The following is a 15,517-nucleotide window of genomic DNA, read 5'->3' on the forward strand; positions in this document are numbered from 1 at the left end:
TTCGGTTGCCAGGGCATGGGCCTCTCCTTGCGTTGATCGCAAGCAAGAAGTGTTTCCTATGTCCTCGCACACCTGTTTCCCATGTCTCCTGTCCATACAGCGACGCAAAAGAAAGTGAGTTGCCGCCGGGCAACCCCCGGCTTGCTGGCGATCCACAAACGCCGGATGGAGGGCGGCCTCAACCAGCCCAACCAGAACAGCAGAAAACCTCAACATAAAGCCAGCGCCTCCAGACACCGCCGTTTATGCGCCTCCCCGCTGGAAGGACTGATCTCCAGTCCCGGCAAACGCAGCCCGTAACTCAGGTCCAGCTTGTCGGCCTGCAACACCCAGGCGCACAGGCGGGACAGGCGTGCTTCGGTACCCACTGATCCGGCCTGCGCAAAATCCAGCCATAACTCGTGGCGCTGGGATTGTTGTGTGTCGCGCACCACCAGGCCGTTGCCTTGCTCGTCGGCTTTGGCGGCTTTTTTCCACATCACGAGCTTGAGCGGGTCTCCGCGCCGGTAGCCACGCACGCCGTCGAACTCACCGGCGCTTTGCCAGCGTGCCTTGGCGTCGGCACCGCCAGAGCGTGGCTCACCGGGTGGCAGCGGTGGCGCCCGCAGTTCCGGTGCCGGGTACACCAGCATTTGCGCAGCCGGGCGCCAGTTGGTCCAGACGCGAAAAGTGCCCAGCGGGAACCGTGTTTCGGCGGTGAGTGTGGGCAGGTGGTGGAGGCCACGCCGCGCTGGCTTGAAAGAGACCTGTACGCTTTGGCTGGCTTGGGCCGGCACATCGGCCCAGACCCAGTGCGGGGGGTGTTGCCCGTCGGGTCCAGGAAGCACACTCAAGCCAATTCCATACCGAGCCGCGCGCCGGGTGTTCGTTAACTTCACATCAAAAATGGCTGCAGCTCCTGCAAAATGTGCGGGAGGCGCTATCAAATTCATGGCGAGTCCACGCAGCGTACCGTGGCACACATGCATGCCGGTGAGGGCGCTGCCGGCCAGCAAAAAGGTCAGCAGGTAGCCCAGATTGAGCTGGTAGTTGATCGATGCCACCAGCAGCACCATCAAGGTCAGCGCCAGCATCCACCCCGGCCGTGTGGGCAGTATGTACACATTGCGCTGGGTCAACACCACGTTGTCGGTCAGTGGCAGGCGGCTTTGCCACCATTGCTGGAAGCGCCCCCGAATGAAGTGAAACGGATTCAGGGCAGCTAGGTTCATGGCAAGGGCACGGCCTCCACCATGGCCCGCACCTGCTCTACCGAGCCACGGCCGGCATCGCTCACGGGGATCAGCCGGTGGGCTACGGTTTGTGGCAACACCGCCACGATGTCGTCCGGCGCCACGTAGTCACGCCCGCTCAGGAAAGCCTGGGCACGCGCGGCGCGCACCAGCGCAATGCCGGCGCGCGGGCTCAGACCTTGCAGAAACCAGCGGCCCGAACGGGTAGCCGCCACCAGGTCCTGCAGGTAATTGAGCAGGGCGTCGGAGGCGTACACCTGCTGCACCTGCTGCTGCAGTTCCAGCAGGTCGTGCGGCGTCAGCACGGTTTGCAGCTTGTCCACCATTTCGCGGCGGTCGCTGCCCGCCAGCAATTGTCGCTCGGCCGCCCGGTCCGGGTAGCCGAGCGAAATCCGCATGTGAAAACGATCCAGCTGGGACTCCGGCAGGGCGTAAGTGCCCAGCTGGTCATGTGGATTCTGGGTGGCGATCACAAAAAACGGAACAGGCAGCGGCCGCGTCTCGCCTTCAACCGTGACCTGCTTTTCCTCCATCGCCTCCAGCAGCGCGCTTTGGGTGCGCGGGCTGGCGCGGTTGATCTCGTCGGCCAGCAACACCTGGGCAAAAATAGGCCCCGGGTGAAAAACAAAACTCTCCTTCTGGCGCTGGTAAATGGAAACCCCTGACAAATCGCTGGGCATCAGGTCGGCGGTAAATTGCACGCGCGAAAACTGCAGGCCGAAAGAGCGCGACAGCGCGTGGGCCAGCGTGGTTTTTCCGACACCGGGCACATCTTCGATCAGCAGGTGGCCGCCTGCCAGCAGGCAGGCCACGCAGTCCTGGACCTGGGTCGATTTGCCCACTATGACCGTGTTAAGCTGATTTAAAAGTGCCTGGATTTTCTGTTTCGCGTTCATGCCTTCAACCTTACCGCAAAATTTCTTCTATGAACGCCACCGCGTATTTCACCCACAAGGATTGCTGGAAACATGAAATGGGCGCCGGCCACCCGGAGTGCCCGGAGCGTCTGGACGCGATTGAAGACCGGCTGCTGATCACCGGCGTCGGGGACGCGCTGGACCGGCGCGATGCGCCGCTGGCCTCGCTGGCCGATCTGGAGTTGGCGCATGGCCGCATGATGATTGCCGCGCTGCGCGGCCTGAGCGACCAGTTGGCCGACGAAATCCTGGCCGGTGGCCCCACACATGCCCAGATTGACCCGGACACGTCCATGAACGTGTCGACCTGGACCGCGGCCTTGCGCGCAGCCGGGGCCACGCTGGCCGCCACCGATGCGGTGATGGCCGGAGAGGCCGAAAACGCCTTTTGTTCGGTGCGGCCACCCGGCCACCACGCCTGCCGTGACAAGTCCATGGGGTTTTGCTTCTTCAACAATATTGCAGTGGCTGCCAAATATGCGCTCGAGAGGCATGGGCTCAAGCGAGTGGCGATTGTGGACTTTGATGTGCACCATGGCAACGGCACGGAAGACATCATTCGCGGCGATGACCGCATCCTGATGGTCAGTTTTTTCCAGCACCCTTATTACCCCTATACCGGCGACGAAGTGCAGGCCAGCAACATGGTGAATCTGCCGGTGCCGGCCTATACCAAGGGCATGGACATCCGCGAGCTGATCGACATGATGTGGATGCCGCGCCTTGAGACATTCCGGCCCGAGATGATTTTTATCAGTGCCGGATTTGATGCGCACCGCGAGGATGACCTGGGCCAGTTGGGTCTGACCGAGCAGGACTACGCATGGATCACCCAGCGCATCAAGGAGGTGGCCAAACGACACGCCCGGGGCCGTATTGTGTCGTCGCTCGAGGGTGGCTACAACCTGGGCGCGCTGGCGCGCAGTGTGGAAGCCCATATCCGCGTGCTGGCAGATTTGTAGGCAGAGGAGGAGTGTCTTGATAAATGATTTTTCAGCCCCCTTGCTGCACAGCCGCGACGCGCGTGGCGTGTACACGCTCACGCTCAATCGTCCTGCAAGCTTCAACACCCTGAGCGAAGACATGTTGGCCGCCCTGCAGGCGGCGCTGGACGCGGTGGCCAGTGACCCGGCTGCACGCGCGGTCGTGCTGGCGGCGCAAGGCAAGGCCTTTTGCGCCGGCCACAACCTCAAGGAAATGCGTGCGCAGCCCGAGCTGGCCTATTACCAGAAGCTGTTTGCGCAATGTACCCGCATGATGTTGAGTATCCAGGCCCTGCCGGTGCCGGTGCTGGCCCGGGTGCAGGGGGTGGCCACGGCTGCCGGCTGCCAGTTGGTGGCGCAGTGTGACCTGGCGGTGGCCGGCACCGATGCCAGTTTTGGCGTCAACGGCATTGATGTAGGTTTGTTCTGCGCCACGCCCAGTGTGCCGCTGGTACGCAACATACCGGCCAAGCAGGCCATGGAAATGCTGCTGACCGGGGGCTTCATCGGCGCCGAGGAAGCCAGGGCGCGAGGCTTGGTCAACCGGGTGGTTGCGCCGCAGGATATGGATGCGGAAATTGAGCGCTTGCTGCTGGCGATTCTTTCCAAACCGCGCGAGGCGATTGCCATGGGCAAGGCCCTCTTCTACCAACAACGTGAAACCGGTATTGCCGCCGCATACCAGCTGGCGGGGCAGACCATGGCCTGCAACATGGTTCACCCGGTGGCGCAGGAGGGCGTGCAGGCCTTCATCGACAAAAGGACGCCCCAATGGCCGGCCCTGTGACCTCCCGGGCTTCGAAGTCAGCCCCAATCGATACGCTGGACGGATGGTTTGCGGCGCTGGCCCAGCCCAGTGCCCTGACCGAGCTGGCAGCGCTGGTCGCGTGCGTGCTGCTGGCCTGGCTGCTGGTGCGGGTGGCCAGCCGCTCGCACCTCGTGGCTGACGGAAACTCCGTCCTGTTTGGCCGTCGCGTGATCGACGGCGTACTGTTTCCGCTGCTGCTGCTGTCTTTTGCGTATGGGGCCCAGATTTTGCTGGCGCGGCTGATCCCAGTGGCCGTGTTCAAAGTGGCGGTTCCTGTACTGCTGTCGCTGGCGGTGATTCGCCTGGGGGTCAAGGTGCTGCAGGTGGCCTTCAAGGACGCGCCTCTGGTACGGGCACTGGAACGGACCATTTCCTGGCTGGCCTGGATTGCCATGGTGCTTTGGGTCAGTGGGCTGCTGCCCCTGATCATGGAGGAACTGGACGACATCAAGTGGAAGGTCGGCAATTCGACCCTGTCGGTACGCACCCTGCTGGAGGGGGCCGTGACGGCCGGGGTGGTACTCCTGATCGCGCTGTGGATTTCCGCGGCGATTGAAACGCGCTTGCTGCGCTCGGCCACCGGCAACGAGCTGTCGCTGCGCAAGGCGGTCAGCAACGCCACCCGTGCGGTGCTGATGTTTGTAGGCCTTCTGATGGCGCTGTCGGCGGTGGGCATCGACCTGACGGCCCTGTCGGTGCTGGGCGGAGCGATCGGCGTCGGCATAGGTTTCGGCCTGCAAAAACTGGCGGCCAACTACGTCAGCGGCTTTGTGATGCTGGCCGAGCGCAGTGTGCGCATCGGCGACAACGTCCGGGTGGACGACTTCGAGGGCCGCATCACCAACATCAACGCTCGTTATACGGTGGTGCGGTCGTTGGGCGGCCGGGAGTCCATCGTGCCCAACGAGATGTTCATCAGCAACCGCATTGAAAACCTCTCCCTGGCCGATTCACGCGTGCTGCAGTCCACCGTGGTGTCGGTGGGGTATGACAGCGACGTCGATCTGGTAATGCGTTTGCTGACCGAGGCGGCCCTGTCGCAGGACCGGGTGGTGCGTGAGCCCGGCCCGGGTGTCAATCTCACCAATTTCGGGGCCGACGGGCTGGAGTTCACGTTGAACTACTGGATGACGGACCCCGAGAACGGGCAGCAGAACCTGCGCTCGCGCATCAACCTCGCCATATTGCAGTCCTTGCGCAGCAACGGCGTCGAAATTCCTTATCCGCAGCGGGTGATTCACACGCGGTCCCTGCCGTCGCAAGACGTCAAGGACCCCTGAGGTCTGCCGTGCCGCGCCCCTCCCGGGGCGGCACTTCCGGGGACTTTCCCTTACTTCATGAAAGAAGGCAGCCAGAGGCTGATCCCGGGGAAGGCCAGCAGAATGCCCAGCGCTGCCACCTGCATGACCACAAAGGGCCAGACACCGCGGAAAATGCTGCCCAGACCGACCTTGGGCAGCAGGGTGTTGAGCACAAACAGGTTCATGCCCACGGGTGGTGAGATCAGGCCGATCTGGATCACCATCACGATCAGCACACCGAACCAGACCGGATCGAAGCCCAGTGACACCACAATCGGGAAAAACAGCGGAATGGTCAGCAACACCATGGTGAGCTCTTCCATCACGGTGCCCAGCAGCACGTAGATCACCATCATCGCAGCCACGATCATCACCGGCGACAGACCCAGGTGGGTGATCCACTCCTTGAGGTCATTGGGCATGGAGGTGAAGTTCATGAAATTGGCGAAAATGGTCGCTGCGATCAACAGGGTGAACAGCATGGCGGTTGTGCGCGCCGACTCCACCAGCACACCCAGCGTGATCTTCCAGGTCAGCCGGCGCCGCGCCAGGGCAAACAGGAAGGCGCCGGCGGCGCCTATGCCTGCGCCCTCGGTGGCGGTGAACACGCCGCCATAAATACCCCCCAGTACCAGCACCATCAGCAGCAACACGCCCCAGATGCCGCGCACAGCTTTCCAGCGTTCGGGCCAGGTCGATTTTTCTCCGGCGGGCGCGTGTTCGGGGTCCATGAAGGTCATGAAGAGCACGGCGACCATCAGCAGCAGCGCAATCAGAATGCCGGGAAGCACGCCAGCCGCAAACAGCTTGCCGATGTTGGTTTCGGTCACGATGCCGTAGATCACCAGGATGGTTGAGGGCGGAATCATGATCCCCAACGTACCGCCTGCCGCGATCACTCCGGTGGACAGGGAGTCGCTGTAACCCAGTTTTTTCATCGACGGATAAGCCACCTTGCTCATGGTGGCGGCAGTCGCTATCGACGAGCCGCAAATCGCACCAAAACCGGCGCAGGCAGCGATGGTGGCGTGTGCCAGGCCGCCGCGCAGGTGGCCGATGAACGAGTAAGCTGCGTGAAACAGCTCGTGCGCCAGCCCCGCCCGTGCCACAAAATTGCCCATCAGGATGAACAGCGGGATCACCGACAAGGTGTAGGCAAAACCGGTTTCGTGCACCACCTGCGCCGTGCTGGCCATGGCGGGCATCCAGCCGCGTGTCAGGCCCATGCCGACAATGCCCACCAGACCCATGGCAAAAGCCAGTGGCAGGCGCAGCAAGGCCAGCACAAAAATGGCGCCAAAACCAAGCAGGGCTTCGGTCACAGCGTGGCTCCTTCACCCGTGTCGGAATCGGGGGCAGGGCGCAACCCCATGCCCAGGTGAATCGCGCCGGCCACGGCGCACATCAAGGCCATTCCGTAGATAAACGGGGCCTTGAGGATTTTTAGCTGGGCGGTGGTCTCTCCGGTGTCCAGGTACTGACCACCGGTTTGCCACATCAGCCAGCCCAGGGCCAGCAAGACAACCCCGCAGATCAGCTGCATCAAGGCGCGTTGTACCTTGCGGACGGCTTCGGGCAGGTAGTGATCCAGCGAATCGAACACCACATGCTCACCGCGCAGCGAGACCAGTGGCAAGGCCGCAAAAATCACCATCACCATCAGCAGTTCCGTGAGCTCCAGGGAGCCGGTGATGGAATTGGAAAGCAGCTTGCGCCCGCCAACGTCAAAAAAAGTCAGCGCCATGATGGCGAACAGGGCGGTGGCGGCCAGCAGGCCGCAGACCCTTTCGATGAGCTTGTTCAATCTATGTGCCTCAATCCATGAAAAAAAGCGCGGCCCTCATTGTCCATGAGGCCGCGCCGGGGCTGGCGGTCGGGCGTCAGCCGCTTACTTTTCCTGGCGGGCGATTTCAGCGCGGAACTCAGCCAGCACCTTGGCTGCGTCTTTGAGGCCCTTGGCTTCGGCGTCCTTGATCCATTTCTGTTCAAGCGGAGCAGTCTTGCCCTTGACGTCGGCGACAAACGCCGCATCGGCCTTGACGACCTGCACATCGTTCGCCTGCATCAGGCCCATGGCGCGGCGGTCCACGCGGTCCCAGCCGCGGCCGTAAATACGCGCGGCCACTTCGCCGGAGATGGCGTCAACGGCCTTCTTCTCGTCGGCCGAGAGTTTGTCGTATTTGGCCTGATTCATCATGAAGACAAAACTGGTGTTGTACAGGCCGCCGGGAAAGGTGGTGGCGTATTTGATGATCTTGTCGATCTTGAACGACTCGGTGGACTCGGCCGGGAACAGCGTGCCATCCATGACGCCGCCGGACAACAACTCGTACGAATCGGGTGCCGGCTTGAGGGTCACGTTCATGCCCAGCGTTTTTGCGATCTCGTTGACCATGCCGCCGCCGACGCGCCATTTCAGGCCCCCCAGCTCGGCCACGTTGGTCACTGGCCGTTTGGTGTTGAACACAATGCCAGGGCCGTGGGTGAAGAACGAGAGCACTTTCACGCCCTGATGCTCGGCCTGAAACTGCGGGTATTTCATGGCGACCTTGTTGAAGGCCACCGAGATTGGCTCCGAGGTGTTGCCCAGAAACGGGAACTCGGACATCTGCGTGTAGACAAAGCGGCCCGGCGTGTAGCCGTGTACCGTGTAGGACACATCGGCCAGGCCGTTCTTGACAGCGTCCATGGTGCCGGGCGCTGCGGTGACGCCGCGCGGCAGGATGTTGCACTTCATCTTGCCGGCGGTGTTTTTCTCCAGCAAGTCGCACCATTCTTTCTGGGCCATGCTCAGGGTATGGGTTGGAGGCAACCAGCTGGAAACCGTCAGCACGGTCTGGGCGGAAGCAAGGCCACTGCAAACGGTGAGCAGGGCGGCGGCAATCGATTTGATTTTCATGAAGGCTCCGTGCGGTCAAGGGCTGACCGGTAAGGTGTTGAAGGGCTGAGACAGTGGCCTGAAAGCCCTGCTTCATTCGGAAAGTCCACTTTAAGCCACTGACTGGCGCCAGTCTGTCCCTACTTACCCCAATTAACCGACCAAACGGTCTGTTAATTGTGACGTTGCCATGTCGCCGGGGCAACAGGACTTTGGGCGTGCGTCTCTAATTTGAAATAGCAAGGCCTCTATAATAAAAATAGAACGACCGTTCTTTTTCTGCATCCCCGCTATCTCAGTACCCCCAAACGCCTGTTTATAGGGAAGTCCAGCAGGTGCAGCATAGAATCAAAAGCTTTACGTACACGTCAATTCAATCAACTCTGGAGCCCTCCCAATGAAGGTCTTGGTCCCCGTCAAACGCGTTGTCGACTACAACGTCAAAGTCCGCGTCAAATCCGATGGCACGGGTGTCGATATTGCCAACGTCAAAATGAGCATGAACCCGTTTGATGAGATCGCCGTCGAGGAGGCCACCCGCCTCAAGGAAAAAGGCGTGGTCACCGAGGTCATCGCCGTGAGCTGCGGTGTGGCGCAATGCCAGGAAACCCTGCGCACAGCCATGGCCATAGGCGCCGACCGCGCCATCCTGGTTGAGACCACCGAAGAGTTGCAGCCGCTGGCCGTTGCCAAGCTGCTCAAGGCGCTGGTCGAGAAAGAACAGCCGCAACTGGTGATTCTGGGCAAGCAGGCCATTGACGACGACTGCAATCAGACCGGGCAGATGCTGGCGGCTCTGCTGGGCTGGCCGCAGGCGACCTTTGCGTCCAAGGTCGATGTGGCCGACGGCAAGGCCGTGGTCATGCGTGAGGTTGACGGCGGCATGGAAACGCTGAGCCTGAGCCTGCCGGCCATCATCACCACCGACCTGCGCCTGAACGAGCCGCGTTACGTCACGCTGCCCAACATCATGAAGGCCAAGAAAAAGCAGCTGGACAACTTCAAGCCGGAAGACCTCGGTGTCGATGTCAAACCGCGCCTGAAGACGCTCAAGGTCAACGAGCCGCCCAAGCGCAGCGCCGGCATCAAGGTGCCCGATGTCGCCACGCTGGTGGACAAGTTGAAGAATGAAGCAAAAGTAATCTAAGTGAAGGAATCGACATGACCGCCCTCGTCATCGCAGAACACGACAACGCCAGCATCCGTCCCGCCACCCTGAACACCGTCACCGCAGCTGCCCAGTGTGGCGGTGATGTGCACGTGCTGGTGGCCGGCCTGAACGCCGGGCCCGCCGCCCAGGCCGCCGCGCAGATCGCCGGTGTTGCCAAAGTCATCCATGTGGATGGCGCGCACTTCGAACACGGTCTGGCGGAAAACATGGCCGCCCAGGTGATCGCGCTGGCCAGCAGCTATTCGCACATCCTGTTCCCGGCCACAGCATCGGGTAAGAACATCGCGCCGCGTGTGGCGGCGCTGCTCGACGTCGGCCAGATCTCCGACATCACCAAGGTGGATGCGGCCGATACCTTCGAGCGACCTATTTATGCCGGCAACGCGATTGCCATCGTGCAGAGCCTGGATGCCACCAAGGTGATCACCGTGCGTACCACCGGTTTTGACGCGGCCGCAGCCACCGGCGGTTCTGCCGCGGTGGACGTGGTCAGCGGCGAGGCCGACAGCGGCAAGTCGGTATTTGTCGGCAGCGAAATCGCCAAGAGCGACCGCCCCGAGCTGACTGCGGCAAAAATCATCGTCAGCGGCGGCCGTGCGCTGGGCAGTGCCGAGAAGTTCAATGAAGTCATGACCCCGCTGGCCGACAAGCTCGGTGCGGCACTCGGCGCCTCGCGCGCTGCGGTCGATGCCGGTTATGCGCCCAACGACTGGCAGGTCGGCCAGACCGGCAAGATCGTTGCGCCTCAGCTTTACATCGCCGCCGGCATCAGCGGCGCGATCCAGCATCTGGCCGGCATGAAGGACAGCAAGGTCATCGTGGCGATCAACAAGGACCCGGAAGCACCGATCTTCAGCGTGGCTGACTACGGGCTGGAAGCCGACCTGTTCACCGCTGTGCCGGAACTGGTCTCGGCACTTTAAGTTCTGAAACAGCAAAGGGCATCGTGAGCGGTGCCCTTTTTTGCGCCGACCGGGCGCTTGCCCGACACCTGCACACTGGAGACAAGACATGAGCTACAAAGCCCCCCTCAAGGACATGCTGTTTGACATCAAACACCTGGCTGATATCGATGCGGTGGCGCAGATACCCGGTTTTGAAGAGGCCGGGTTTGAGACCGCGCAGGCGGTGCTTGAAGAGTGCGCCAAGTTCAATGAAGGGGTCTTGTCTCCGCTGAACTGGGAGGGTGATAAAAACCCGTCGAGCTGGAAAGACGGGGTGGTCACCACGACGCCCGGCTTCAAGGAGGCCTACAAGCAGTATGCCGAGGGCGGCTGGCAGGGTTTGCAGCATCCGCTGGACTTCGGTGGCCAAGGCCTGCCCAAGACGATCGGCGCGGCCTGCGGCGAAATGCTCAACTCGGCCAACATGAGTTTTGCGTTGTGCCCACTGCTGTCCGACGGCGCGATTGAAGCCCTGTTGACGGCCGGTTCGGACGAACTCAAGGCGGTGTACCTCGAAAAGCTGGTGAGCGGCCAGTGGACCGGCACCATGAACCTGACCGAGCCGCAAGCCGGCTCGGATCTGGCGATGGTGCGCTCCCGCGCCGAGCCACAAGCTGACGGCAGCTACAAGGTTTTTGGCACCAAGATTTTCATCACCTACGGTGAACACGACATGGCCGAGAACATCGTGCACCTGGTGCTGGCGCGTGTGACTGGTGCGCCCGAGGGCGTCAAGGGCATCAGCCTGTTTGTGGTGCCCAAGTTCATGGTCGGCAAGGACGGCGCGCTGGGCGCCCGCAACGACGTGCACTGCGTGAGCATCGAGCACAAGATGGGCATCAAGGCCAGCCCGACGGCAGTGCTCCAGTACGGCGACCACGGCGGCGCCGTCGGCTACATCGTGGGCCAGGAAAACCGCGGCCTCGAATACCTGTTCATCATGATGAACTCGGCACGATATGCCGTGGGCATGCAGGGCATCGCGATTGCCGAGCGCGCCTACCAGAAGGCCGTCACGTTTGCCAAAGACCGCGTACAGAGCCGCCCGGTCGATGGTTCGATCAATGCAAGTGCGCCCATCATTCACCACCCCGACGTCAAGCGCATGCTGATGACCATGCGCGCCTACACCGAAGGGTGCCGCGCGATGGCGTCCGTAGCTGCCGCTGCCTACGACGCCTCGCACCACCATCCCGATGCGGACGTGCGCAAGCAGAACCAGGCCTTTTATGAATACATGGTGCCGCTGGTCAAGGGCTATAGCACCGAGATGAGCCTGGAAGTCACTTCGCTGGGTGTGCAGGTGCACGGCGGCATGGGCTTCATCGAGGAAACCGGCGCAGCGCAGTATTACCGCGACGCCAAAATCCTGACGATTTACGAAGGCACGACCGCCATCCAGGCCAATGACCTGGTCGGGCGCAAGACAGCCCGGGACGGCGGCCAGACTGCCAAGGGCATTGCTGGCCAGATCGAAAAGACCGAAGCCGCGCTGCTCAAGCAGGGCGGCGCTGCAGCGAAGGTTGTGGCGAAACGGCTAAAAGCGGCCCGCGAAGCTTTTGTCGATGTGGTGGAATTTGTCGCCGGTAACACCAAAGCGTCGCCGAACGCCGTGTTCGCCGGCAGCGTGCCCTACCTGATGCTGGCCGGTAATCTCGTCGCTGGCTGGCAGCTCGCCCGCTCATTGCTGGTGGCTGAGGAGGAGCTGGCCGCTGGCAACGATGTGGCCTTCATGAAGGCCAAGATCACCACCGCCGTGTTTTACGCCGACCACCTGCTCAGCAAGGCCCCCGGCATGCGTGACAGCATTGTCGATGGCGCGGACAGCGTGACGGCGCTGGCCCTTGATGCTTTCTGATCTGGTGCCAGATTGCCAATTTGCTATTAAATCGATAGCTTCTGTCGCCCGATCGACAAGGGCTGCTGCCACTTTTCGCTCAAAATATTCCTGAATACCACCGGAGACAACATGTCCAGACTTCCCGCACCGCTGAATAACTTGCCGCTGCCCATCATCGGCTCGCCATTGTTCATCATCAGCAACCCCAAGCTGGTGATTGCCCAGTGCATCGCCGGTGTGGTCGGCGCCATGCCTTCGCTCAACGCGCGGCCGGCGGCTCAGTTGGAAGACTGGCTGGCCGAGATCACCGAGACCCTGGCTGCCTACAACAAGGCCAACCCCGACAAGCCCGCCGCGCCGTTTGCCATCAACCAGATCGTGCACAAGTCCAACGACCGGCTGGACCACGACATGGAAATGTGCGTCAAGTACAAGGTGCCCATCTACATCACCTCGCTCGGCGCGCGGGAAGACATCAACGCCGCGGCGCACAGCTACGGCGGCGTGGTGCTGCACGACATCATCAACAACAAGTTCGCACGCAAGGCGATTGAAAAAGGTGCCGACGGCCTGGTCGCGGTAGCGGCAGGTGCGGGTGGCCATGCCGGCGTGAAAAGTCCGTTTGCGCTGATCCAGGAAATCCGGCAGTGGTTTGACGGACCGCTGGCGCTGTCGGGTTCCATCGCTACCGGCGGCGCTGTGCTGGCTGCGCAGGCCATGGGTGCCGACTTTGCCTACATCGGCTCGGCCTTTATCGCGACCGATGAGGCTCGCGCTGCAGACGCCTACAAGCAGTCCATCGTCGACAGCAATAGCGACGACATTGTTTACTCCAGCCTGTTCACCGGTGTTCACGGCAACTACCTCAAACCGTCCATTGTTGCCGCCGGCATGGACCCGGACAACCTGCCCGACGGCGACTTAAAGACCATGAATTTTGCCAGTGGAGAAGGCAGCAAGTCCAAGGCCTGGAAAGACATCTGGGGCTGTGGCCAGGGTATTGGCGCGGTCAGCAAGGTGCAAAGTACGGCCGACTATGTGGCCCAGCTAAGGCGCGAGTACGAGCAGGCGCGCGCAAGGGTCTGCGGCTAGCGTCTGATTCTCACCCCGGACCCATGACCGCTGCCGATGGGCGCCTTCCCGGCATTGATGCCCTCAAGGGCCTGGGTTGCACCCTGATCGTCTGGCACCATCTTGCTTTTTACGGGCCGATGTCCGATGTGGTGCATGGCGCGGCGCCAGCGCTGATGGACTGGTTCTACAGCTACGCCCGCATGGCGGTGCAGGTGTTTCTGGTGCTGGGCGGTTTTCTGGCCGCGTGTTCGCTCGCGCCTCAGGGGAGGGCCGGCTTCCAGCAACCGCTTCGCCTGATTCTCAAGCGCTACCGCCGGCTGGCCCTGCCGCTGGTGGTGGCGGTGCTGATCACCGTGGCGGTGGCGACGATGGTGCGACCCTGGTTGCAACATGATTCAGTGCCCGGGGCGCCCACGCTCTGGCAACTGCTGGCGCATCTGTTTTTACTGCAGGACCTGGTCGGCCAGGAAGCTCTTTCTGCGGGCATCTGGTATGTGGCCATCGACCTTCAGTTGTTCGCCATGACCGTGCTGGTTCTCTCGCTGGTGCGGGGCGAGCGCCATCGCTGGCTGGTGCTGGGGTTGGCAGCGTCATCGTTGCTCCTGTTCAACCGGCACGGCGGACTCGATTCGACCGGCCTTTACTTTTTCGGCGCTTACGCCCTGGGCATGATGGCGTGGTGGGCGAGCAGAAGCGAGCGGCCCGTGCGCTGGCTGCTGGCCATCGCGGGGCTGGGCGCAGTCGCCTTGCTGCTGGACTTCCGGGGTCGTCTGCTGGTCGCGGTGGTGGTGGCGCTGGTGCTGGTCTGGCTGCAGCGCAGCGCGCGGCCGACGCGGTGGCTGCAGCAAAGCTGGGTGTTGCGGCTTGGACAGATCTCGTACTCGGTCTTCCTGATCCACTTCCCGGTCTGCCTGATGGTCAATGCGGTGGTGAGCCATTTCTGGCCCGCACAACTGGCCGCCAATGCGCTGGGCATGCTGGCGGCGTTTGGGCTGTCGCTGCTGGCCGGTGATGCGCTGTACCGATGGGTGGAGTCGCCGCGCGCACCCTGGCGCGGCCTGCGCAAACCACCGTTGGCGCCGCAATGAGTCTATCGGGCCCGTGGCCGGACTTGCAGGTCCAAAAGGCCTACAGCCCTTGTGCAGCTTGCTTGGATAGCTACATTTTTCATAGCTGACGGTACTTGGTGCGCAGACCATGTATGGAATGGACTCTGGGGCACGCCGGCAGTTGTTGTCTTCCCGCTCACTGCAAAAATTGACGCCCCACCATGCCCCCTGCCAGCTTGAGCCAATAGAGACCGAGGGGAACCAGGGTGGAACCCAGCACCTGCCTGACCATCTTGTGGTTGAACGGCCAGGTCGATGCGGTTTTGACCTGCTCCTCGTAAAGGCTCCAGGCGGCAAACCGGGAATGCAGTTGGTTGATGTCGGCCGTACCGCCCTGGATGGCGTTCTGTTCCAGATCCGCTCGGGCCTTCTGCAGGTTGGCGCGGATAACGGCCAGTTTGCGTGCCTGGGACTGCAGCAGCGCGCCATGAATGCTGCGCAGCGGGAGGAAGAAGACCAGGACCGCGGCGACCAGAACGCTCGCATACGAGACGACGACCGCCGGATTCTGCAGCGTCTGCAGCGTCTGGAAAGGCAATGTCACGCAGATCCCACCCACAAAGGCGAGAGAACTGACCTGACTCCAGCGCGCGAACGGGGTCAGCGCACTGGCCTCGAAAAGATCCAGGTTCAGGTCTTGCCGGCACAACGAGGCAATGGTGCGGGCGCGGACCGCTCCCCTGTACACGACCCAGACGAACAGGATGTTCGCGCAGAAACCCGTCACGAGGAAGTACCAGTTGGTCCACAGCCCCCAATCGGCCGTTGGCTCCTGACCGAGCCACAGCATGAGACCGGGAAAGGCGGTGACGAAACCTGTCAGCAGAGCGACGAATTCACGTCGTCGATCAACAGCCGGCTCGCACTGTGTCAATCCGCGGGAGTCCAGCAAGGGCTGCATCCCTTTGATCGCCCGGTCCGAGAGTCGACTGCTGACCGGCACGACCGCCAGCATGTAAATGACGTTCACCGCGAAATACGAGTGGCGCCAAAAGCTCCAATCGGCGCCAGACCTGAAGTAGCCATCGACATAAGCCGCCAGAAGCAGGCCTAGCAGCAGCAAACCCGCAATGGCCAGGCTCGCCTGCTTCCAGTTCAAGCCGCATGCGCTGAAGCTGGCGCTGATCAAATCCTGCTTGCTGCCATCCGGAGTTGTTGGGATTGTCACCAGCCGAGCATACGTTCCGGATCCCGACCGGTCAATTCGAGCACAAGCAGCGCGCCATGAATAAAACAGGTCGTAGTGGATATACTGTTTAT

14 protein-coding genes are annotated in these 15,517 nt (G+C 61.9%); 8 read left to right on the forward strand and 6 right to left on the reverse strand.

Annotated elements, in window-relative coordinates; translation table 11 throughout:
- Positions 1–209: 209 nt before the first annotated feature.
- A complete protein-coding gene (locus tag Q8L50_RS06620) occupies positions 210–1,211 on the reverse strand; it encodes a DUF58 domain-containing protein (protein WP_305347870.1) in 1,002 nt (333 codons plus the stop codon).
- Positions 1,208–2,128 (reverse strand): MoxR family ATPase, encoded by a 921-nt coding sequence (locus Q8L50_RS06625; RefSeq protein ID WP_305347871.1) that lies wholly within the window; start codon positions 2,126–2,128, stop codon positions 1,208–1,210. Before Q8L50_RS06625 ends, Q8L50_RS06620 begins: the two co-directional genes overlap by 4 nt.
- Positions 2,129–2,157: 29 nt before the next feature.
- Between Q8L50_RS06625 and Q8L50_RS06630 the strand changes: the two genes are divergently transcribed.
- From Q8L50_RS06630 to Q8L50_RS06640, 3 genes are read left to right on the forward strand one after another with little or no spacing between them, the layout of a single operon-like run.
- A complete protein-coding gene (locus Q8L50_RS06630) occupies positions 2,158–3,111 on the forward strand; it encodes a histone deacetylase family protein (protein ID WP_305347872.1) in 954 nt (317 codons plus the stop codon).
- A gap of 16 nt (positions 3,112–3,127) precedes the next feature.
- Complete coding sequence (locus Q8L50_RS06635) at positions 3,128–3,919, forward strand: enoyl-CoA hydratase (protein ID WP_370869760.1); 792 nt, start codon at positions 3,128–3,130, stop codon at positions 3,917–3,919.
- A complete protein-coding gene (locus Q8L50_RS06640) occupies positions 3,904–5,220 on the forward strand; it encodes a mechanosensitive ion channel family protein (RefSeq protein WP_305347873.1) in 1,317 nt (438 codons plus the stop codon). The genes Q8L50_RS06635 and Q8L50_RS06640 overlap by 16 nt, the downstream gene beginning before the upstream one ends.
- 50 nt (positions 5,221–5,270) lie before the next feature.
- On the opposite strand, the gene Q8L50_RS06645 is transcribed toward Q8L50_RS06640, so the two are convergent.
- The 3 genes from Q8L50_RS06645 to Q8L50_RS06655 form a co-directional block, all read right to left on the reverse strand.
- Positions 5,271–6,563, reverse strand: coding sequence for a TRAP transporter large permease (locus tag Q8L50_RS06645; RefSeq protein ID WP_305347874.1), 1,293 nt, complete (start codon positions 6,561–6,563; stop codon positions 5,271–5,273).
- Complete coding sequence (locus tag Q8L50_RS06650; RefSeq protein WP_305347875.1) at positions 6,560–7,045, reverse strand: TRAP transporter small permease; 486 nt, start codon at positions 7,043–7,045, stop codon at positions 6,560–6,562. The genes Q8L50_RS06645 and Q8L50_RS06650 overlap by 4 nt, the downstream gene beginning before the upstream one ends.
- 84 nt (positions 7,046–7,129) lie before the next feature.
- A complete protein-coding gene (locus Q8L50_RS06655; RefSeq protein WP_305347876.1) occupies positions 7,130–8,140 on the reverse strand; it encodes a TRAP transporter substrate-binding protein in 1,011 nt (336 codons plus the stop codon).
- A gap of 376 nt (positions 8,141–8,516) precedes the next feature.
- Between Q8L50_RS06655 and Q8L50_RS06660 the strand changes: the two genes are divergently transcribed.
- The 5 genes from Q8L50_RS06660 to Q8L50_RS06680 all read left to right on the forward strand — a co-directional run bounded on the left by Q8L50_RS06660 (position 8,517) and on the right by Q8L50_RS06680 (position 14,236).
- Complete coding sequence (locus tag Q8L50_RS06660) at positions 8,517–9,266, forward strand: electron transfer flavoprotein subunit beta/FixA family protein (RefSeq protein ID WP_305347877.1); 750 nt, start codon at positions 8,517–8,519, stop codon at positions 9,264–9,266.
- A 14-nt stretch (positions 9,267–9,280) separates the two neighbouring features.
- Positions 9,281–10,213, forward strand: a complete 933-nt coding sequence (locus tag Q8L50_RS06665) for an electron transfer flavoprotein subunit alpha/FixB family protein (protein WP_305347878.1) — start codon at positions 9,281–9,283, stop codon at positions 10,211–10,213.
- Positions 10,214–10,301: 88 nt separating this feature from the next.
- On the forward strand, positions 10,302–12,092 hold the full coding sequence (locus Q8L50_RS06670) for an acyl-CoA dehydrogenase (protein WP_305347879.1): 1,791 nt from the start codon (positions 10,302–10,304) through the stop codon (positions 12,090–12,092).
- 111 nt (positions 12,093–12,203) lie between these two features.
- Complete coding sequence (locus Q8L50_RS06675) at positions 12,204–13,166, forward strand: nitronate monooxygenase family protein (RefSeq protein WP_305347880.1); 963 nt, start codon at positions 12,204–12,206, stop codon at positions 13,164–13,166.
- Between the two features lie 23 nt (positions 13,167–13,189).
- Positions 13,190–14,236: an acyltransferase gene (locus Q8L50_RS06680; protein ID WP_305347881.1), complete on the forward strand. Its 1,047-nt coding sequence runs from the start codon at positions 13,190–13,192 to the stop codon at positions 14,234–14,236.
- 157 nt (positions 14,237–14,393) lie between these two features.
- On the opposite strand, the gene Q8L50_RS06685 is transcribed toward Q8L50_RS06680, so the two are convergent.
- Positions 14,394–15,425: a hypothetical protein gene (locus tag Q8L50_RS06685; RefSeq protein ID WP_305347882.1), complete on the reverse strand. Its 1,032-nt coding sequence runs from the start codon at positions 15,423–15,425 to the stop codon at positions 14,394–14,396.
- Positions 15,426–15,517 lie beyond the last annotated feature (92 nt).

The sequence above is a fragment of the Polaromonas sp. genome (genome assembly GCF_030680935.1).
Classification (GTDB): domain Bacteria; phylum Pseudomonadota; class Gammaproteobacteria; order Burkholderiales; family Burkholderiaceae_C; genus Polaromonas.